We start from the raw sequence: 19652 nt of genomic DNA, 5'->3' as shown, positions 1-19652 counted from the left end.
AGTGGTATCGGTCCACATCGTTGTATCCATGGTAGTTTTTGGCGAAACTCATGAATCAACGACAGGTCAGGCCGTCAAGCTAACCTGCTGATACCACTCAACTTAATTTCCGATCGGGCTCTTATAGTTTATTGATAGTTAAACTTTGGGGCGGAGAGTAAGCCGAGTCGCCCATGACATGGCGATTTATGGAAAACAGAAGGCCATAGCAACGAATCCTGCGAAAGCAAATCGCACTGTAAATTTCTCGGTAGAAGGAAGATCAACAAGAGGATTTAGCAATAATTATATTAAAGCCAGACTCAAATCGGCAATCTCAAACGGGAATATCTGGCCCGCTTTTCAGCCTATTGTATCAATTGACTCCGGACATCTCGCAGGTTTCGAGATTTTGGCTCGATGGACGGCATCCGGGGGAAGGAACATTCCGCCAGATCACTTCATCCCGCTGCTGGAAAAGCATAATCTGATTGATGATCTTACCAAGGCTTTGATACGATCCTCATGTGCGCAGGCCAGAGATTGGCCCGGCACATTCTTCATCGCTTTCAACATTTCCCCATGTCAACTCCTGCATGAGGAAATGCCTGACTGGCTCATGGCGGAAGAAGTTCGGGCAGGTTTTCCACTGAATCGTCTTCAGATTGAAGTCACCGAAGGATCGCTCCATTCTCAGGAGGAAACAGCATACGCTACGCTTCGGAAACTGGATTCCCTGGGCGTTAAAGTGTCGATCGATGATTTCGGGACCGGCTATTCCAGTCTCGCAAGACTGGAAGCCTTTCCGTTCAGAAAGCTCAAGATCGATGCTCGCTTTGTACGTGGCCTGGACCGGGATGCGGGGAAGCGGCGAATTGCAGCTGCCATCATTGGTCTCGGACAAAGCCTTGGAATTACCGTTGTCGCAGAAGGCGTAGAATCGGAGAAGGAAGCCTCGATTCTATCGGATCTTGGTTGTCCGCTGGGCCAAGGCTGGCTTTTTGGTGCGGGAGTGCCGGCCCACGAGGCTCGCGAGATGGTAGATGGACTGGGAACACCTCACACCGATACCCCACCTTTACTCGACGCCTCGCCGTTTCAGCAACTCCATCAGCTCCGATCCCTGTACCAACAGTCCCCCGCGGGGCTATGCTTCCTGGATGTGAACTTGCGCCACGTACGCGTGAACGATCTCTTCGCCAAGATGCTGGGAGCCAGTTCATTTCAAATTACGGGTAAGACAATTGATGAGGTATTATCCGACCCCACTCTCGACCAACTCCGAGAAATATTGAACGCAGCGCTGAAAAATGACCATACTCCCACTCAGGAAGTCGTTATAGCCGAACGAGACTATCAAGTATTTGTACAAAAGGTTGTCGATGTAGGCGGCGACGTCATCGGTCTTTCGTTAGTGACAGTCGATGTCACAGAACAGAAGCACATCATTCGCAAGCTTCACCTTAGCGATGCGCATTTCCGGCACCTTGCAGAAGTGAGTCCGACGATTGCCTGGGCAGCCAGGCCTGATGGAACCGTAGATTATATCAGCCCATTAGCGACGGACATCGAGGGCGAAGCAATGCAAAAGAGAATTGATCGCTGGTATAGCAAAATGCACACGGACGATCTCGCACGGGTTCGTGCGGAATGGCTTGCCTGGTTGCCGTCAGTGCGACCGTTTTCGACCACATTTCGAATGGCGCAAACGGGAGGAAATTATCTCCTCATGAGAAGTCGGGCACATCCTCAGCTCGATGAGAATGGAGCAGTTATCAGATGGAATGGGATGATATCACCCCTGATCGTCGATGAAGGGGCGTAATCGAAGAAACTTTTGGTCTGCCTGGTGTAACACGGTGCCCATCACGTTACCTCGCCTTCACCGGGTCAGGGAGAACTCCACCGGCACGACCAGTTCCAGCGTTTCGCCGGGTTTGTCGTCGGGCGGCTTGGGAAGTGGTGATGCCCGTTTTGCAAGCGCAACCGCTTCGCGATCGAGGTCAGGAAAGCTCGAAGACCGTTCGAGGCGGGATGATAGGACCTTGCCTTCGCGGTCCATCACGAAACGAATCCAGGGCGCTCCCTGTTGCCCCCGCGCCATCGCCGCACGCGGATATTGGCGATGCTTGTTGAGCGCCGCAAGGACGCGGCCTTCCCAGCTATCGGCTCCGTGGCTTGCCACCTGAGGCGCCAATGGCGCGGGCATGGTCTCGGGCGCGGCCGTCTCCGGTTCCGTTGGCGCCGGATGAGTGGGCGTGGGCGTCACTCGCGGTAAGGGCACCGACACCGGCGGGATCGGCACGATCGTGCGTTCAACCAGTTGCACCTTGGGCCGCTCCGTAGACTTTTCCGTCCTCTCGACCGGCCTGAGCGCATCCTTCTCTTCCGGCTGAATCTCTGGGGGTGATGCGGGAGCCCGGACGTCGAATACGTTAAGGGTAGTCGATGCAGGCGGTGCGCTATAGGTCCGCCAGGTAAACAACGCCGCACACAGGATCAGCAGCCCGATCACCGACACGCCCCCAATGCCGAACTGTCGCGTCCCCAGGCTCATGGGTTGATCGGCATACCGGCTCGAAGGCTGCCACGCTGATGCATATACGGGCGGCATAGCCGGCGCAGCGCTTGTCCCGGACAGGGCCGCGCCGCATTGCGCGGGTTGCGGTTGGGGTATCACAAGCGTCATACCTTTGTTCCGAGCGCCGTCAGCAGGATGACAATGCCGGCCACAACGGAAAGCGTCGCAGCCACCCCCACACACCAGCAACACCGCGGAAATGGAAGGTCGCCATGGCAATGAAGGCAAACATTGCGAAGCTCGCCAAAGTTGCGACTATAAGGGCCTCGGCCTGCCCCATTCCGATCCGGACCAACAGCAGCGAGAGGGCCACGGTTGCAAGCGATGTCACGCCGTAGGCCCCCAGCGTTCCCGCGATTGTGCGGAGAACCGCCGGCCAGCGTGCTCTTGCCCGTTCGCTTTGGCACATCATTGCCGGACTTTCCGCAAGAAGCGCTCACGGTTGAGCTGCGCAATCATGGCGACGAAGTACGACGACACGTCCGATATCAGATTAGTAATGCCGCCGTTATAGCATTTCTGGCTCAGATCGTCTTGCTAACGCAACGTACGGCGAACTGCATCTTGCCATCCGGCAACGAGCGTTTTGCGTTCAAAATTCGCCATTTTCGGTTCAAAAATCTGTCCCTGCGTCCAGGTTTCGGCCAGAGCGTTGAGATCCGCCCAGAGCCCTGTTGCAAGGCCCGCATGAAAAGCAGCGCCAAGCGCTGTCGTCTCAAGATGAACGGGCCGCTCAACCTTCGTCTCGAGCATGTCGGCAAGGAATTGGCAAAGCCAGTCATTGGCGGCCATACCGCCATCGACGCGCAGTTTGGCAGGGGCTGCGCCGCCATCTGAGACCATCGCTTCTGCAAGATCCATAGTCTGGTAGGCGACCGCCTCAAGCGCGGCGCGAGCGAGATGGGCCTGGGTCGCGTCAAGCGTCAGGCCAAAAATCGCACCACGCGCATCAGGATCCCAGTGAGGCGCGCCAAGTCCCACAAAAGCCGGAACCATATAGACACCATGACTGGAGGGAACCCGCGTAGCCATATCGTTCGTTTCACGAGCATGCGTGATGACGCCGATCCCGTCCCGCAACCATTTCACCGCCGCGCCAGCAACGAAAATCGAACCCTCAAGAGCATAGGTCATCTGCCCGTTCAGGCGATAGGCTGGTGTCGTGAGGAGGCGGTTATTTGATTCCAATGCCTCGGTACCCGTGTTGAGGAGCATGAAGCAACCGGTGCCATAGGTCGACTTCGCCATTCCCACGCCAAAGCAAGCCTGACCGAACAGCGCGGCCTGCTGATCCCCGGCAACACCGGCAATGGGGATTGCTGCGCCCAGAAGCGCAGCGTCAGTCGTGCCGAAATGATGCGCATTATCATGCACCTCGGGAAGCACCTGCATCGGCACACGCAGCAGACGACACATTTCCTCATCCCAACGTTGCTCGCGGATGTTGTAGAGCATCGTCCGACCAGCATTGGTCACGTCCGTGGCATGAACCTTCCCACCCGTCAGGCGCCAGATCAGGAAACTATCGATGGTGCCAAACGCAAGCTCACCCCTTTCAGCGCGCTCTCTGGCGCCGCCGACATTATCAAGAATCCAGGCGAGCTTGGTGCCCGAAAAATAGGGATCGACGAGAAGGCCGGTACGCGAGCGCACTTCCGCCTCAAATCCTTCCTCTCCCTTGAGTTCGGCGCATAGTCTGGCGGTACGGCGATCCTGCCACACGATGGCGCGATGGATCACCTTCCCAGTACCGCGCTCCCAAACGACCACTGTCTCGCGCTGGTTGGTGATGCCGATGCCGGCAATGCCGCCGGTACCCACCCCGCTCTTCTCGATAGCTTCTTTGGCAAGACGGAGGGTGTCGCGCCAAATGTCCTCCGGGTCATGCTCCACCCACCCCAGGTCGGGATAATGTTGTTCGAACTCACATTGCGCGCTTGCAACGGGACGCGCGTGCCTGTCGAACACGATGGCGCGCGTCGATGTCGTGCCTTGATCGATGGCCAGAATGTGCACAGGCTGAGGCATTAGGCGGCTCTCCGGGCTTTTCTTCAAAGGTTTACTTGACAGGCATGTCCGTATCGCCCGGCGCACCTGACTTGCTTCGCGAAGGTAAATATGGCTTGACGGCAATTTGATAGAGACCAGCGCCGAGCGTTCCACCAAGTAACGGCGCGGCAATCGGGACCCACCAGTAATTCTCGGGACTTGGAAAAGCGGCCTGATCGTATCCGGCGAGCCAAGCCAGAAGCCGTGGCCCAAAATCGCGAGCGGGATTGAGTGCCCAGGCTTCCAGATATCCTGCGGACGCGCCAATGGTCGCGACCAGCAGACCGATCATGAGAGCGCTCGAATTCGCCCGTGGCGCAACATCGTTGAACTCGTCCGTGATGGCGAAGATTCCCAGCAACAGGAGGCCGGTCAGGATCACTTCATCCCAGAATGCGTGGATCGGGGTGATATGTTCGCCGGGATGAGTGAAGAATACCCCAGCGGCGCCACCTGTCGCACGCGTCAAGCCATGGGCTGCATTATAAGCGTCAATCACCGGATGATAGAGTTGCAGCACCAGGCTGGCACCGATGAACCCACCTATCACCTGCGCTATCCAATAAGGCAAAATCTTGCGTTTGGGGAAACCACGGAAAAAAGCGAGCGCCAGCGTGACCGCTGGATTGGCGTGTGTTCCGGAAACGGCACCCGTGACATAGATCGCGATTGTCACGCCCAGCCCCCAGGCGATGCAAACGCCCCAATAGGCCTGAGCGTAGGGACTCGGGTCATAAAGGGTGATCATGGCTGCCGCACCATCACCGATCAGGATTATGATCGCAACCGCCAAGGCCTCGGAGATGAGTTCGCCGATCAGGGCGCGGCGATATTCCACCTTCAAGTCTCCCCACGTTGGAACAATTTTCATCTGAAACTGCCCCATCTGCACACGCTTTCATATTAACGTCAACTCTTTCGTTTGCATTTTCGGTTTCGGCATATTATTTTCTATCGAAAGAAACCTGGGAATGATGCCCTTCGGATCGAACCAGGACACTTCCGCCGCCTTCCTATCGAGAGAAGATCGAATGACCGCATGCCCGCCCCCCTCTCCTGCTACCGGTATGCACGTCGAAACCTATGATTTGTTGATCGTGGGGGGAGGCGTGAATGGCGCCGGGATAGCACGCGACGCCGCCGGCCGCGGACTTTCGGTCCTGCTGGTAGAGCAGGACGATCTGGCCAGTTATACCTCCTCATCATCGACAAAACTAATCCACGGCGGGCTGCGTTATCTGGAATATTACGAATTCCGCCTAGTCCGAGAGGCTTTGATCGAACGCGAGCGGTTACTGGCTATGGCGCCGCACATCATGTGGCCGCTGCGGTTCGTCCTCCCGCAATCACTTTCCCCCCGCCCCGCCTGGATGGTCCGACTTGGCCTGTTCCTTTACGATAATCTGGGTGGCCGGAAGAACTTGCCCGGAACCGAAACGATAAACCTCGACCGGAGCCCGGGCGGGATCGGGCTCAAGCCCCAGAAGGGCAAGAAACGGGGCAAGGCTTTCGTCTATTCAGACGGGTGGGTGGAAGACAGCCGGCTCGTCGTACTTAACGCAATGGATGCGGCTGCCCGCGGCGCCCGGATCGAAACACGCACACAGCTAACGCAAGCACAAAACGAAAATGGCGAGTGGATTGCAACGCTCGAAACGAAAGCCGGTACAGTCCGTCAGGTGCGCGCAAGGATGCTGGTCAATGCCGCCGGTCCATGGGTCGATAAGGTTCTTGGCCGTATCGGGCGCAGCAACAACAATCGCGGCGTGCGGCTCGTCAAGGGCAGTCATATGATATTGCCGCGCCTCTACGATGGCGACCATGCGTTCATGCTGCAGAATCCGGACCGTCGCATCGTCTTCGCGATTCCTTATGAAGGCGAATTCACACTGATTGGCACCACCGATGAGCCCTGGACGGACGAACCCGGCAAGGCTGAAATCAGCCAGGGCGAAGTCGACTATCTGTGCGCGACGGTGAATCGCTATTTCGAAAAGGAGATTACACCGTCCGATATCGTGTGGAGCTATGCCGGCATCCGCCCGCTTTATGACGATCATGCTGCCAACGCCTCTGCGGTAACGCGTGACTATGTGCTCGATTTCGAGAAACCCGAGAAAACACGGGCGCCACTACTCAGTATCTTCGGCGGAAAGATCACCACTTATCGCAAATTGGCTGAGCATGCGATGGAGCATATAGCTGAAGTGTTCCCAACTGCCGGGAAGGCCTGGACAGCAGGTGAACCGCTGCCCGGTGGAAATCTGCCGGGGCAGGACTTTGATCGGTTTGTGGCTGACCTGTCATCGCGGTGGCCAGCCATGCCCTCAAAGTTGCTTCGCCGCCTCGCTCGGGCATATGGCACAGAAGCGATCCAGATTCTTGGCGCCGCAAGCGTTCCGGCTGACCTGGGCGAGGACTTCGGGGCCGGGCTCCACGCCGCCGAGATAGAATATCTGTTCGCGGCCGAATGGGCGCGTACAGCAGAGGATATTCTTTACCGACGCTCGAAGCTGGGCTTGCATGTGCCGCCTGGGACCGAGACTGAAATCGATGCCTATCTCAGCACACTTTCCCGGTGCGTCGCTTCGCTTTAGTGATCAGCAAGATCACAAGGAAACAGGAAGCAGGAGCAATGGAGCGAGGAACCGCGGCTGAAGGCGATGTCGTCGTAGCACGTCGAGAGCATATCCTGGAGATAGCCCGCAGCGCTGGCAGCGTTGCCGTTGAAGATCTAGCCGAGCGGCTTGGCGTAACACCGCAAACGATCCGCAAGGACCTGAACGTGCTAGCCGGACAGTCGCTGCTTTCACGCATTCATGGCGGAGCGCTGGTGACCTCCGGCGTTGACAACCTGGCCTATGACGCACGTCGGACTGTCGCATCGAATGCGAAGGCTCGTATTGGGGCAGCAGCTGCCGCGCTGATCCCCAATGGCGCTTCCCTGTTCGTGAATATCGGCACCACAACCGAGGCTGTGGCTGCAAATTTTGTGCATCATCGCAACCTCATGGTGGTCTCGAACAATCTCAACGTCGTTGACACCCTTTCAGATCATCAGGCGATGGAACTTGTCTGCGTAGGCGGCAAGGTGCGCACCGGCGATCGTGCCGTGGTGGGAGCGCTCGCAATGCGCTTCATCGAAAATTTTCGCGTCGACTATGCGCTCATCGGCATCTCGGCGATCGATATTGACGGAAGTCTGCTCGATTTCGCGATCGATGAAGTGGAAGTCTCGCAGACGATCATCCGTAACGCGCGCAAGGTGATCCTTGTAGCTGATTCCAGCAAGGTGGGGCGCTCGGCTCCAGTGCGCGTGTGTGGAATGGATGTGATCGATTTCTTCGTCACTGATCGGATCGACGATCCGAATCTCCGTTCCACATGCGAACGTCATGGCGTCAGTCTGATCGAGACCAGCATTACTTGCTGACCTTCCCAAGCGATAGCGCGGGTACACTTGGTTGCATGGCAATACGTCAAGTGGGCGAACAGCCTCCTGGGGCTGCTTTGGTGATGACCTTCAGAGGGACTGCGCTATCTTTCAGGAGCAACGGATCAGCCCCGATCTAGCCGATGACCAATGCCCTGCCCATAGTCTTTCGTGGCATGCATGCAATCGAGCGCCGCGACGCCCCCGCGCTTCAGGGTCAGGATCTGTAATTGCAGTTGCTAGGCGGTGCCGATCGTTTAAGGTTCTCATGGATCTGGCCGAACTGGAGCTTGGTCGTGCTGTATCGGGTCTCACAGAGGCGAACGTTGCATTGACTCGGTGCGGGCTTTGAAACAACTGACTGCCTTCGCAGATCGTTCGTCCCTGCGTTCCCTCTGCGGACACCGCCCTCGGATCAGCTTTGACGCTGCACCGCTGGCAAACTGGTTCTATCCTACCTCACGCCTGGAACAAAGTGCCATCGCGCAGCATGGCATGCATGATGACCGCGAGCCGACGAGCGAGCGCGACACGGGGCGCTTTGCAACCTTCATGGAGCGCGGAGGCCTCGTTGCTCCCGATCGGGGCAGGACAATTCGCATGGCGCAGCCTTGACACTGCTCGACCTTGTTTGCGTCGGATACGCAGTCGACCAGCGATTTCCCCTCCCCTTCCTGATCCAAAGCTGAGGGGAAACGGTGTGAAATCGCTGATCTTTATGACGTCAGGCGACTTTTCCTCTGTGCCGCGTCACAGGACCGAGCCGAACATAGCGCCGATCAGACGCAGCGACTTTCTCGAAGCTCCGTCAGACAAGCTGGAATACAGAAGGATATCCTGAGCAGGCAATGGTGGCAGGTGCAGCGCCGCCCCCATGTCGATCACGTCCGCTGGTGCGACCTGCCGCCCAAGGGCGGCAACAGCCAGCCCCGCGGCGGCGGCAGCCGCAATCGTCGCAACCCCGCCGCCGACGAAGGCTTCCATCCATGGAATAGATGCATCCTCAAGCGCACGGATTGTCATCGCCCGGACGGCGCAGGGGCTAGGCTGAACGACGATGGGTAAGGACGTCGAACGGTCCCATGTCCATCCCGGTGCTGCCATCCAGCCGAACGCCTGTTGTCCGACGACCTCTCCCCCGCGTCTCGTTTCATCGAGCGGGAGCACGAAGGCCGCACCGATCGAACCACAATCCATTGCTTCCATGATTTCACGGGTCGTACCGACTTTCATTTCCAGAACGAGGCCGGGATCCTGAGAATGCAGGCGGGAAAGCATCGCCGGGATCTGCGGACCGAAGATATGATTGCTGAAGCCAATGGAGAGCCTTCTTTGTCGGCTGCCGAAGGAGCTCAGGGCCAGATCATGGGCAGTGATCAGGTCGCGGGCAGGCTGGAGAAACATTGCACCGGCTGCCGATAGCTGCACGGAACGCGGGGTACGCTCGACCAGTTGGTGGCCGAGTTCCGTTTCCAGTTTCCGGAGCTTTGTGCTGACCGCCGACTGCGCCAGATCCATTGCCGCCGCTGCCTTGGTGAAGCTGCGCAATTCGACGATCATCAGGAAGATTTTCACCGCATCGAGATCGAGCGTGTTCATTTTGTCATCCAGATTCGAGATCGCAGATATCATAAACAATCTCGTTTGATGAATGTACAGTTCAAAGCACAACGATGGCAACCTGAAGGGAGACCAGATGACAACGCGTCTCGCCGTCATCGCGCCGGGAGCGATGGGAAGTGCTGTCGCACGCGAACTTGTCGGCAGAGGCGCGCAGGTTCTGACCGTCATCGACAGCCGCAGTGAGCGGAGCACGTTGCGCGCACGCGATGCAGGCATGATCGCCGCCGACCTGTCCGATCTGCCCGGCTGCGACCTCATCCTGTCGATCGTTCCGCCGGACGCGGCGATCGGTCTGGCGCAAATGCTGGCACCCGTGCTGCGCCAGAGCCCGACGAAACCGGCGTTCATCGATTTCAACGCGATCAATCCGGCTACCATGCAAGACGTGTCGGCGGCACTGTCCGGAACGGGCTGCGATGTGCTGGATGGAGCGATCATCGGCCTTCCTCCGCAACAGGGCCGGGACGGCCCGACATTCTACATCAGCGGCGACCCGGACGGTCGTGCCGATGTCCTCGCCAGCTTTGGCCTGAAGCTGCGCCAGATCGATGGTCCGGTGGGTGCAGCATCGGCATTGAAGATGGTCTACGCCGGGATCAACAAAGGACTTGTTGCTTTGGGGACCGCGATGTTTCTGGCTTCGGAGCGCGCCGGCTGCGCACAGGCCCTGTCGCAGCAAATGAGTGAAAGCCTCCCCAACCTCCGGGGCCAGTTGATGCATGCTATTCCGGACATGTATGGCAAAGCCTACCGATGGGTTCCGGAAATGCGCGAGATCACCGCTTTCCTGGGAGAAAACGATCCGGCCTCCGGCATTTTCGATGCAGCCTCCCAAATCTTCGCGAGCATAGCGAAGGACGCGGACAGGACGCTCATCGCTGCTCTCGACCGGGTATTGTCTCAGACTGACAGCGGAGATTTGGCGCCATGATCCTGAAAGGCGTGCGAGCCCTCGTGTTCGATGTTTTTGGCACCCTTGTCGATTGGCGCGGCGGCGTTGCGCGTGAAGTGGCGCCATTCCTCCGCCGATACGAAGTAGCTTGCGATCCGGCAGAGTTCGCCGATGCCTGGCGCCGCCGTTATTCCCCGTCGATGGAGGAAGTGCGCAGTGGCCGCCGGCCTTTTACCCGGCTGGACGTTCTGCATCGGGAGAATCTGGAATTGACGTTGTTGGATGTCGGGCTCGATCCAGAGACGATCCCGTCCTCGGAAATTGACGCGTTGAACATGGCCTGGCACAAGCTCGACCCCTGGCCCGACGTCGTTTCCGGTCTTCGGCGGCTGAAGTCCGGTTTCATCATAGCTCCGCTTTCAAACGGCAACATCAGCCTGATGATCGACATTGCCAGGCGGTCAAACCTGCCATGGGACGCCATCCTGGGTGCCGAAGTCGCTCGCGCCTATCAGCCGACCCCTGAAGCCTATCTGAGGACCGCGGAGATACTGGGAATGCGTCCTGACGAGGTCTGTCTGGTGGCCGCGCACAACAGCGATCTTCTCGCCGCGAGGAATTGCGGCTTCAGGACTGCTTGCGTGCCCCGCATTACCGAACACGGCCCCAAACAAACGAGCGATCTTTCTGCCGAGCAGGATTGGGACTTCGTTGCCAAGGATCTGGAAGCCTTTGCTGATGTTTTGGACACGTAACGCTGGCATATCAAGAGAAGCATCCCCGTGTGCCGCATAATGTGCTCCCGTTGGGACGGCTGGCGGTAAGCTTCGATCACGCCGGCCAGGGGCTTGGGGAGAACGTGCTGTCGGATGCGCTGAGGCGGATCGCATCGCCGTCCCGGATTATCGGCTTCGGCGCGGTGATGGTCCACGCGAAGGACAACGCTGCACGTCGTTTCTATTTGCGCTGCGCCGAACTCATCGATTATCCGCAGGACAGCCGCACCCTGTTTCTGTCTATCGAAACGGTGGTCGCGACTTTCGGCCAGGAAGCGGTTGGAAGCCCGTCTCGCAGCCACCGACGTGGCACGAAAGGATGGTGCTTGTTGAACAAAGGCCTTGTGGCAATTTCGGGCTGCTCAAGCGGCGGGAAATCGACTCTTCTGGCTGAGTTGAGCGCGCGCGGCCGTACAATCGTCGAGGAACGTGGCCGTCGCATCATAGCCGAAGAACTGGCCTCCGGTGGCAGCGCGTTACCTTGGGCCGATCCGGCGGCTTTCCTGCGCCGCGCCACCGAGATGGCGATGGCAGATCACATCGCGGCCGAAGATCATGAGGGGTGGATATTCTTTGATCGTGGCATGGTGCCCTGCAGATGGGCCAGGAAAGCGCGCACCGCCGGATTGGTGCGACGGCTCTCCGGCCAGACGGCCGTGATATTGTGCCGCTCGACAGCGAATTCCGACAGAACCGGCACCAGCTCGCCGCGCGCCACGTAAGGCGCCGCGACGAAGTCCGCGCTGATGCCGACACCACCACCGGCGGCCAGCGCCGCCATCAGCGCCTCGCTGGCGTCCATGACGATACCCGACGACGGCACGATCTCGACCTCGCGATCCCCGACGCGGAAAGGCCAGCGCAACACCTGGCCGCTGCTTTGGTAGCGCAGGTTCACCGTATCGTGGCCAACCAGTTCGTCCGGATGGGACGGCCTGCCCCGGGATGCCAGATAGGAGGGCGATGCAAAGCAGCAAAAGCGATGCGGCGCGAGCCGGCGCGCCAGGAGCCGCGTGTCCGCGAGATCGCCGATCCGTACCGCGATATCGATCCCGGCCTCGACGAGGTCGACGAACTGGTCGTTCAGGCGAAGCTCGACCATCACCTGGGGGTGGCGCTCCCGGAATGCGGGCAGCTTCGGAGCAAGCACATGGATGCCGATCGGCAGCGAGGCGGCGATCCTCAGCGTGCCAGCCGGCTCCGAGCGCGCCGTGATCGCCATCTGCTCGATCTCCTCCGCGTCGCGAAGAAGCAGGAGCGCCCGTTCATGCAAATCCCGGCCCTCGGGCGTCAGAGCCAACGAACGGGTGGTGCGCGTGATAAGCGGCACCCCAAGCGTCTGCTCGAGACGCTGGACGCTCTTGCTGACCGCCGATGGCGAAATCGACAGCGACCGGGCGGCGGCCGTGAAGCTGCCCAGCGACCCGACACGGGCGAAGGCGATCAACCCCGTGAGGCGCTCAAATGCTATTTGTTCCTTCATGGAAATACTAAAACGATTTCTACCAATATTATCAATCTTAATGCGCGTCGCCACATCTCCTTCAGTTTAGAAGTTTCCGAAGGAGGCAATGATGAGCGAGACAATGAAGGCGGTTCGCCTGCACGCGTTCGGCGGCCCGGACGTGCTCCGCTACGAGGATGCGCCCCGCCCCACCTTGGCGGCTGGTGAGGTACTGGTCCGCGTCCACGCGGTCGGCCTCAATCCGCCGGACTGGTATCTCCGTGACGGCTACCGCTCGCTTCCCCCCGAGTGGCAACCGCATCCCGCCTTTCCGCTGATCCTCGGATCGGACGTGTCCGGCGTCGTCGCCGCGCTCGACGATGGCGTGGAGGGATTTAGCGTCGGCGACGAGGTCTACGCGATGGTCCGTTTCCCGCAAAACGTCATGGAAGGCAGCAAGGCCTATGCCGAATATGTCAGCGTGCCGGCATCGGACCTCGCGCGCAAACCGGGCATCGACCATGTTCACGCGGCGGCTGCGCCCATGTCGCTGCTGACGGCCTGGCAGTTCCTGATCGATCTGGGTCATGACGAACCCAACCCGTTCCAGTCATTTACCCATGCACACGCGCAGCTCGAAGGCCGAACGGTCCTTGTCAACGGCGCCGGCGGCGGTGTCGGGCACCTCGCCGTGCAACTGGCGAAGTGGAAGGGCGCGCGCGTCATCGCGGTCGCGTCGGGCAGGAACGAGGCGCTGATGCGCGAGCTCGGCGCCGATCAGTTCATCGATTACACCAGGACGGCGGCCGACGAGATCGTGCGCGACGTGGACGTCGTGCTCGACGCCGTGGGCGGACCGGATACCGGCCGCTTCTTCCGCACCCTGAAGCGTGGCGGTTCTCTATACCCGGTCTATCCGCTGGGCTTCACCGGACATGCCGAAGCCGAGACGCTGGGCATTACCGTCTCGACGACACAGGTCCGTTCGAGTGGCGCGCAACTGGCCGAGGCGGCCCGCCTGCTTGACGACGGCACCATCCGCATCGTCGTCGACAGCATCTTCCCGCTCGCCGACGCCGCCCGTGCCCACGAACGCGCCGCCCGTGGCAATATCCAGGGCAAGATCGTCCTCTCCGTCGCCTGACCAAACCACGGATAGTCTGGCCCTTGGCAACGCTGATGGCTGGAGAACATCAGGATGTTGGCGATCGCCGGTCTTTCCTTCGTCGCTCAGGGCTTGAGAAGAACCTTGCCTGCTTTGCCCGCTGTCAGCGATGCGCGAACGGCGTCAGCGACCTGATCCAGCCCGAATACCGCCCCTGCCGGCAGTTTCAGCTCGCCACTGGCGACGAGGCGGATAAGTTCTCCAAGCAGCCGGCGCTTGGCTTCGGCGGGCATGGCGGCACTCACCTTGGAGCCCCAGAAGCCCTTCACGACGGCCTGTTTGAAAATAAGATTGCCAGAGGAAATCTGCATCGGCTCTCCGGCCATGGTGCCGAAGGACACCAGCAGCCCATCCTCACCCAGAAGCGACAGGAGTTCAGCGCTGGCCTGTCCGCCGATCGAATCCACAGCCGCGCGTATCGGCGCATCGCCGGTGATCGCACGCACCCGATCCTGCCAACCATCGGTCGCAGTCGAGACGGCATTGGCGATGCCGAGAGCCGCCAGCTCTTCCACGCCGGCATCGCGGCGCACGAGATTGACGATATGCACACCGCGCGCGGCCGCCAGCATTGCCAGCGTTTTGCCGACCGCGCCATTGGCGGTGTTCTGGATCACCCAGTCGCCACTTGCCACTTCGAGGAAGTCCAGAAGAGTGATCGCGCTGAACGGCATGGCGATAAGCTGCGCCGCCGCCTCATCGGAGATCGAATCCGGGACAGGGACCAACCCGGCAGCGGGCGCGAGGAAATATTCAGCCCATGAGCCATGAACCGAGGCGACCGAGACGCGCTGACCGATGGTGATGCCGGTCACGCCTTCACCGAGCGCATCGACCGTACCGACGGCTTCCGAACCGCCAATAGCGGGCAGTTCAGGCTTGTAGCCGTAGCTGCCGCGCACGGTCCAAAGATCGTGATTGTGGATCGGCGAAAGGATCGTCTTGATCCGCACCTGGCCCGGGCCGGGTTCGGGAACCGGGCTTTCTTCCAAAGCGAGAACGTCGGCCGGTTCGCCGAATGTGGTGTGAATGGCGCTACGCATGACGCCTCCTTAAACCGTGATGACGTGCAGGCGCACGTCGATGTTGTTGCGTGTGGCGTTGGAATAGGGGCAGGCCCGATGCGTCGCCTCGACCAGTTCCTGCGCGGCGGCCTCATCGAGACCCGCGATTTCCACATGAATGTCGATGTCCAGCTTGAAGCCGCCCTCAGGCGTCTGCCCGATTCCGACCTCCGCGGACGTTTTGCTACCCATCAGCGCCAGCTTTTTCTGCTGGGCGACATGGTTGAGCGCACTGTCGAAACAAGCTGCATACCCCATCGCGAACAGCTGCTCCGGGTTGGCGCCCGGCTTGCCGGAGTTCGGCATGGCGAGATCGAGGCCGAGGCTGCCGTCGTCGAGCGCCGTGTGGCCTGAACGGCCACCGGTCGCCGTTGCGCGGGTCTTGTAGAAAATTTTCATTCTTCGGTTCCTTTCACGGATGGTTGGATTGCGGCGTGCAGACCAGAATCTGCTCGGTGGCGATCATCGCCCGTTGCATCGGCGCACGAGAACGGGTGAGTTTGGCGAGCAGCGCAGCGCCAAGCCACATCTGGTAGAGAACCTGCGCCAGCGCGGACGGCTCCGCCCCCGGTGGAAGCGATCCGTCCTCGCGCGCCTCGGCGATCATGGAGGCGATGCGTTGCAGCAATCGTGCGACGCCATCGCTCAGAACGGCCCGCATGGCCTCCGACAGGTCCGCGACTTCGGCGGACAGTTTGACGGCGAGGCAATCCTCGGCCCAGCCGTCTCCGGCTTGATCACCTTCCCCGGGATCATCGAGCCACGCTCGCCAATAGCGCATCAACCGCTCGCGACCGCTTATGGCTTCCGCGGATAACAGCGAGTCCAGTTTCTTGCCGTAACCGTCCACGTAATCACGAAGAAGTGCGCAGCCGAACGCCTCCTTGGACGGGAAATAATGATAGAAAGACCCCTTCGGCACGCCGGAAACCTTCAAGATTTCCTGAAGGCCGAGCGCGGAGAAGCCCTTGCTCAACACAAGGCTGTAGCCCGTGTCGAGGATGTTTTGCCGGGTCGCTTCTGCTTTGGGTGTCAAATTCATGATCAGCATATATAACGAATAATAGACCAGTCGTCTATATGGCTATGGCGTCACCACCTACGCGGGCTCATCGGCATAGCCAATGGGAGGCATATATGAGCAACGTCGGGCGGCTCGCCGACAATATCGGCAACTTCAGCGCTGGCCGGCGCGGAGCGCCCTGCGTGGCGCAGCGATGCTTCAAGGCATCGTGGTCTGCGGGATATGCGGACACCGCATGGGTCTTCACTCACTCTGCCCATAAGAAGACCCCCGTCTATCACTGCATCGATAGCGAGCAGAGCGGGCACTGCCAGAATGTGCGCGCAAACCAGGTTGATGCAGAGGTCGAGCGGCTGTTGATCGAAGCTCTGCAACCCGATCGCATCGACCTTGCGCTTGCGGCTCATGAACAGATGAACGGCGAAAACCGGCTGCTGGAACGTCAATGGGCGCTGAATCGGGAGAAGGCGCATTACGAAGCGGAGCGTGCACGCCGACAATATGATGCCGTGGAGTCGGAAAAGCGGCTCGTCGCACGTTCGCTGGAAACGTTGTGGGAAGAGAAAATACGCGAAGCCGACGCGTCTAACAGGATTACGCGCGGTGGCATGTCGAGCAGGTTAACGCCCTGGCCGCCGCCGCGCGAACGCGTATCCTGACCATTGCCGACCCTGTTGCCCGCGTTCTCGAAGCGGGCTGGCATCGACGAACGCAAAGAGATGATGCGGCTCGTGATCGACAGCGTGACGGTCGACAAGAGCCGTGCGCAAGGCCGTATCTGGTTCGCGATCCTGTGGCAGACCGGCGCGCGAACAGAGCATGTGATCATCCGCAATACCGCCAACTATGACGATCTGGCTCACTTCGCACGCATCGAGGAGATGGTGCGAACGCTCAATGCTGTGGGATCACTCGACCGTCAGATCGCGGACGCCCTGACAGCCGAGGGCATCATGAGAAGATCGGCGCTCTGATCTATGCCAACCTCTTCGACAACGAGGGCGAAGACACCTTCTCGCTGATCTGGTCCCGCCCCAACGGCAGGCGCGCCGACTAAGACCCCACGCAAGACCCCGCCACAAGGTCGGGGCCTCGGTCCGTCATGCCTTCACTGTCCGGAGCCGCAGCGAATTGCCGATGACGCTGACGGACGACAGCGCCATCGCGGCAGCAGCGATGATCGGCGACAGCAGCAGCCCAAACGTGGGATAGAGCGCACCGGCCGCAATCGGTACGCCTGCCGCATTGTAGATGAACGCGAAGGCGAGGTTCTGGCGGATGTTGGCCATCGTCGCCTGCGACAGGCGTCGCGCGCGGACAATGCCGGTGAGATCGCCCTTGAGCAGCGTCACGCCCGCACTTTCGATCGCAACGTCGGTCCCCGATCCCATGGCGATACCAACATCGGCGGCGGCAAGCGCCGGCGCGTCATTTACGCCGTCACCCGCCATCGCCACCACCTTGCCCTGCGCCTTCAGGCGCTCGACGACCGCGGCTTTCTGGTCCGGCAGCACATCGGCCTCGACCTCATCGATGCCGAGCTTTCTCGCAACGGCTTCGGCTGTGGTGCGATTGTCACCGGTCAGCATGACGATGCGGATGCCTTCCGCATGCAGGGCCTTCAGTGCCTCAGGCGTGGTCGCCTTGATCGTGTCGGCGATGGCGAAGATGCCGCCGATGGCTTTATCGATGCCGATATAGATGGCGGTTGCGCCGTCGCGGCGTAGCTCATCGGCCTGTGCCGCGAGCGGCGCTGTATCAACCCCATGTTCGGCGAGGAAGGTGGTGCTGCCGAGCACCACATGCCGGCCCTCGACACGACCGATCGCCCCCTTGCCGGTCGGCGAGTCGAAGTCGGCGACATCGGGGATGGTGATCTTTCGCTCGTCGGCAGCCGCCACGATCGCCCGCGCAAGCGGATGCTCGGACGCCTTCTCCACGCCGGCTGCAAGCCGCAGGATGGTCTCCTCGACAAATCGCGGGGCCACGACGATCCGGGTCACCGCCGGCTTTCCTTGCGTAAGCGTCCCGGTTTTGTCGACCACCAGAGTATCGATCTTCTCCATCCGCTCGAGCGCCTCCGCGTTCTTGATCAGAACGCCGGCGGCCGCCCCCTTGCCGATACCCACCATGATCGACATCGGCGTCGCGAGCCCGAGCGCGCAGGGGCAGGCAATGATCAGCACGGAAACGGCCGCGATCAGGCCATGCGCCAGCCGCGGCTCCGGCCCCCATACACCCCAGGCCGCGAAGGCGAGCAGCGCGACGGCGATGACGACCGGCACGAACCAGCCCGACACCTGATCAGCCATGCGCTGGATCGGCGCGCGCGAGCGCTGGGCATCCGCGACCATCTGGACAATGCGGGCGAGCATGGTGTCGCGCCCGACTTTTTCAGCCCGGATGACGAGCGCGCCGGTCTGGTTCAGCGTACCTCCTACGACCGCTTCGCCGACTACACGCGTCACCGGCATGGATTCGCCGGTCACCATCGATTCATCGATCGATGAGCGACCCTGCTCGACCACGCCGTCAACCGGCACGGTTTCACCGGGCCGGACCCTGAGCCGATCACCGATGACGACGGCTTCGACAGGAATATCCTCTTCAGCATCGTTCCGCCCGATCCGCCGGGCGGTTTTCGGCGCGAGATTGAGAAGCGCGCGGATTGCGCCGGAGGTCTGCTCCCGGGCGCGCAGTTCCATGACCTGACCGAGCAGCACCAGCACGGTGATCACGGCCGCGGCCTCATAGTAGACCGCGACCGTGCCATCGGCGCCTCGGAAAGCCTGCGGGTAGAGCTGCGGCGCGAATGTCGCGACGATGCTGTAGCCCCAGGCGACCCCGGTGCCCATCGCGATCAGCGTGAACATGTTGAGGCTGCGGTTGACGATCGACGCCCAGCCACGTTCGAAGAACGGCCATCCGGCCCACAGGACCACCGGCGTCGCCAGCGCGAACTGGATCCAGATCGAGATGCGCATCGGCACCAAATGGTGCAGCGCCGGGATCAGGTGACCGCCCATCTCCAGCAGGAACACGGGCAAGGCGAGCACGAGGCCGATCCAGAAGCGTCGGGTCATATCGGCGAGTTCGGGGCTTGATCCGGCATCCGCCGCCGCGATCAGCGGCTCCAGCGCCATGCCGCAGATCGGGCAACTACCCGGCGCATCCCGGCGGATTTCCGGATGCATCGGGCATGTCCAGATCGTCCCTTCCGTTGCGGTTGCCGTTACTGCCGCAACGTGGTGATGCTCATGGGTATCAGGTCCATGCGTGTGGCTATGGTGGGAATGATCGCCATGGGCGGCAGCACCCTCATGGTGATGTGCAGCATGCGCTGCCAGTGCCGCATAATGCACGGGGTCGGCGTCGAACTTCGCCTTGCAGCCGGCCGAGCAGAAGACGTAGCGCTCGCCTTCATACTCAGCATTGTGAGCGGTCCTGGCGGGATCGACCACCATGCCGCAGACCGGATCATGGTCGACGTGACCGGACGGCGTTTCGCCGTCCGGCTCATGATGGTGATGATGGCCGTGCGCCCCAGTCACCTCGGCGGCGCGTTCGCTCTTCTGATCGTCGTCGGCCATTCATCACCTTTCGCACGCCCCGCGGGCCTATT

The 19652-nt window shown here is 60.5% G+C and carries 17 protein-coding genes and 1 pseudogene; 9 read left to right on the top strand and 9 right to left on the bottom strand.

The features are described 5' to 3' along the window. The first annotated feature begins 178 nt into the window (after window positions 1–178). Window positions 179–1804 carry a sensor domain-containing phosphodiesterase gene (locus A8V01_RS15985; RefSeq protein ID WP_084717589.1) on the top strand — a complete coding sequence of 542 codons (1626 nt, stop codon included), beginning with the start codon at window positions 179–181 and terminating at the stop codon, window positions 1802–1804. A gap of 57 nt (window positions 1805–1861) precedes the next feature. Here the strand turns inward: A8V01_RS15985 and A8V01_RS15980 are convergent, their stop codons facing one another. The 3 genes from A8V01_RS15980 to A8V01_RS15965 all read right to left on the bottom strand — a co-directional run bounded on the left by A8V01_RS15980 (window position 1862) and on the right by A8V01_RS15965 (window position 5495). Next, complete coding sequence (locus A8V01_RS15980) at window positions 1862–2494, bottom strand: TonB family protein (RefSeq protein WP_245648745.1); 633 nt, start codon at window positions 2492–2494, stop codon at window positions 1862–1864. A gap of 603 nt (window positions 2495–3097) precedes the next feature. Beyond that, window positions 3098–4588 (bottom strand): glycerol kinase GlpK, encoded by a 1491-nt coding sequence (glpK, locus tag A8V01_RS15970; RefSeq protein WP_004207049.1) that lies wholly within the window; start codon window positions 4586–4588, stop codon window positions 3098–3100. A 31-nt stretch (window positions 4589–4619) separates the two neighbouring features. Further along, a complete protein-coding gene (locus A8V01_RS15965) occupies window positions 4620–5495 on the bottom strand; it encodes an MIP/aquaporin family protein (RefSeq protein WP_228221667.1) in 876 nt (291 codons plus the stop codon). A 181-nt stretch (window positions 5496–5676) separates the two neighbouring features. Here A8V01_RS15965 and A8V01_RS15960 point away from each other — a divergent pair, with 181 nt between their 5' ends. Together A8V01_RS15960 and A8V01_RS15955 are read left to right on the top strand one after the other, a co-directional pair. Next, a complete protein-coding gene (locus A8V01_RS15960) occupies window positions 5677–7206 on the top strand; it encodes a glycerol-3-phosphate dehydrogenase (RefSeq protein WP_066764257.1) in 1530 nt (509 codons plus the stop codon). A gap of 38 nt (window positions 7207–7244) precedes the next feature. After that, window positions 7245–8042, top strand: a complete 798-nt coding sequence (locus tag A8V01_RS15955) for a DeoR/GlpR family DNA-binding transcription regulator (protein WP_025290614.1) — start codon at window positions 7245–7247, stop codon at window positions 8040–8042. Window positions 8043–8792: 750 nt separating this feature from the next. Here A8V01_RS15955 and A8V01_RS15950 read toward each other — a convergent pair. Then, window positions 8793–9641 (bottom strand): LysR family transcriptional regulator, encoded by an 849-nt coding sequence (locus tag A8V01_RS15950; RefSeq protein WP_245892597.1) that lies wholly within the window; start codon window positions 9639–9641, stop codon window positions 8793–8795. Between the two features lie 52 nt (window positions 9642–9693). On the opposite strand from A8V01_RS15950, the gene A8V01_RS15945 reads away from it, so the two are divergent. From A8V01_RS15945 to A8V01_RS29300, 3 genes and pseudogenes are all read left to right on the top strand, one after another. Next, window positions 9694–10596 (top strand): NAD(P)-dependent oxidoreductase, encoded by a 903-nt coding sequence (locus tag A8V01_RS15945; RefSeq protein WP_047099720.1) that lies wholly within the window; start codon window positions 9694–9696, stop codon window positions 10594–10596. Continuing rightward, the gene (locus A8V01_RS15940; protein ID WP_103096777.1) at window positions 10593–11312 is read left to right on the top strand and encodes a haloacid dehalogenase type II; all 720 of its coding nucleotides are present in this window, start codon (window positions 10593–10595) and stop codon (window positions 11310–11312) included. Before A8V01_RS15945 ends, A8V01_RS15940 begins: the two co-directional genes overlap by 4 nt. A gap of 167 nt (window positions 11313–11479) precedes the next feature. Continuing rightward, a pseudogene (locus tag A8V01_RS29300) lies at window positions 11480–11863 on the top strand (AAA family ATPase); the annotation flags it as partial. 23 nt (window positions 11864–11886) lie between these two features. Here A8V01_RS29300 and A8V01_RS15925 read toward each other — a convergent pair. Beyond that, on the bottom strand, window positions 11887–12870 hold the full coding sequence (locus tag A8V01_RS15925; RefSeq protein ID WP_125989423.1) for a LysR family transcriptional regulator: 984 nt from the start codon (window positions 12868–12870) through the stop codon (window positions 11887–11889). Between the two features lie 37 nt (window positions 12871–12907). Here A8V01_RS15925 and A8V01_RS15920 point away from each other — a divergent pair, with 37 nt between their 5' ends. Next, on the top strand, window positions 12908–13921 hold the full coding sequence (locus A8V01_RS15920) for an NADP-dependent oxidoreductase (RefSeq protein ID WP_082733398.1): 1014 nt from the start codon (window positions 12908–12910) through the stop codon (window positions 13919–13921). Window positions 13922–14007: 86 nt separating this feature from the next. On the opposite strand, the gene A8V01_RS15915 is transcribed toward A8V01_RS15920, so the two are convergent. From A8V01_RS15915 to A8V01_RS15905, 3 genes are read right to left on the bottom strand one after another with little or no spacing between them, the layout of a single operon-like run. After that, entirely contained in the window at window positions 14008–14985 is a 978-nt protein-coding gene (locus A8V01_RS15915) for a zinc-binding dehydrogenase (RefSeq protein WP_004207037.1), read from the bottom strand. Window positions 14986–14994: 9 nt separating this feature from the next. Continuing rightward, the gene (locus A8V01_RS15910) at window positions 14995–15405 is read right to left on the bottom strand and encodes an organic hydroperoxide resistance protein (RefSeq protein WP_025290610.1); all 411 of its coding nucleotides are present in this window, start codon (window positions 15403–15405) and stop codon (window positions 14995–14997) included. Between the two features lie 13 nt (window positions 15406–15418). Then, window positions 15419–16057, bottom strand: a complete 639-nt coding sequence (locus A8V01_RS15905; protein ID WP_004207029.1) for a TetR/AcrR family transcriptional regulator — start codon at window positions 16055–16057, stop codon at window positions 15419–15421. An 86-nt stretch (window positions 16058–16143) separates the two neighbouring features. On the opposite strand from A8V01_RS15905, the gene A8V01_RS15900 reads away from it, so the two are divergent. Continuing rightward, on the top strand, window positions 16144–16689 hold the full coding sequence (locus A8V01_RS15900) for a hypothetical protein (RefSeq protein ID WP_245892595.1): 546 nt from the start codon (window positions 16144–16146) through the stop codon (window positions 16687–16689). Window positions 16690–16749: 60 nt separating this feature from the next. Continuing rightward, entirely contained in the window at window positions 16750–17004 is a 255-nt protein-coding gene (locus A8V01_RS15895) for a hypothetical protein (protein ID WP_004207027.1), read from the top strand. A 126-nt stretch (window positions 17005–17130) separates the two neighbouring features. On the opposite strand, the gene A8V01_RS15885 is transcribed toward A8V01_RS15895, so the two are convergent. Continuing rightward, on the bottom strand, window positions 17131–19620 hold the full coding sequence (locus tag A8V01_RS15885; RefSeq protein WP_039996361.1) for a heavy metal translocating P-type ATPase: 2490 nt from the start codon (window positions 19618–19620) through the stop codon (window positions 17131–17133). Window positions 19621–19652 lie beyond the last annotated feature (32 nt).

This window comes from Novosphingobium guangzhouense (assembly GCF_002896965.1).
Lineage (GTDB): Bacteria > Pseudomonadota > Alphaproteobacteria > Sphingomonadales > Sphingomonadaceae > Novosphingobium > Novosphingobium guangzhouense.
The sequence above is the reverse complement of the archived record's forward strand: the minus strand, read 5'-3'. Positions and strand labels throughout refer to the sequence as shown.

Bases quoted from the DNA above. Each gene is read 5' to 3' on its own strand.
- A8V01_RS15985 (WP_084717589.1), top strand. From the start codon at position 179: ATGGCGATTTATGGAAAACAGAAGGCCATAGCAACGAATCCTGCGAAA.
- glpK (WP_004207049.1), bottom strand. From the start codon at position 4,588: ATGCCTCAGCCTGTGCACATTCTGGCCATCGATCAAGGCACGACATCG.
- A8V01_RS15965 (WP_228221667.1), bottom strand. From the start codon at position 5,495: ATGGGGCAGTTTCAGATGAAAATTGTTCCAACGTGGGGAGACTTGAAG.
- A8V01_RS15960 (WP_066764257.1), top strand. From the start codon at position 5,677: ATGCACGTCGAAACCTATGATTTGTTGATCGTGGGGGGAGGCGTGAAT.
- A8V01_RS15955 (WP_025290614.1), top strand. From the start codon at position 7,245: ATGGAGCGAGGAACCGCGGCTGAAGGCGATGTCGTCGTAGCACGTCGA.
- A8V01_RS15950 (WP_245892597.1), bottom strand. From the start codon at position 9,641: ATGAACACGCTCGATCTCGATGCGGTGAAAATCTTCCTGATGATCGTC.
- A8V01_RS15945 (WP_047099720.1), top strand. From the start codon at position 9,694: ATGTACAGTTCAAAGCACAACGATGGCAACCTGAAGGGAGACCAGATG.
- A8V01_RS15940 (WP_103096777.1), top strand. From the start codon at position 10,593: ATGATCCTGAAAGGCGTGCGAGCCCTCGTGTTCGATGTTTTTGGCACC.
- A8V01_RS15920 (WP_082733398.1), top strand. From the start codon at position 12,908: ATGAGCGAGACAATGAAGGCGGTTCGCCTGCACGCGTTCGGCGGCCCG.
- A8V01_RS15915 (WP_004207037.1), bottom strand. From the start codon at position 14,985: ATGCGTAGCGCCATTCACACCACATTCGGCGAACCGGCCGACGTTCTC.
- A8V01_RS15910 (WP_025290610.1), bottom strand. From the start codon at position 15,405: ATGAAAATTTTCTACAAGACCCGCGCAACGGCGACCGGTGGCCGTTCA.
- A8V01_RS15905 (WP_004207029.1), bottom strand. From the start codon at position 16,057: ATGCTGATCATGAATTTGACACCCAAAGCAGAAGCGACCCGGCAAAAC.
- A8V01_RS15900 (WP_245892595.1), top strand. From the start codon at position 16,144: ATGAGCAACGTCGGGCGGCTCGCCGACAATATCGGCAACTTCAGCGCT.
- A8V01_RS15895 (WP_004207027.1), top strand. From the start codon at position 16,750: ATGATGCGGCTCGTGATCGACAGCGTGACGGTCGACAAGAGCCGTGCG.
- A8V01_RS15885 (WP_039996361.1), bottom strand. From the start codon at position 19,620: ATGGCCGACGACGATCAGAAGAGCGAACGCGCCGCCGAGGTGACTGGG.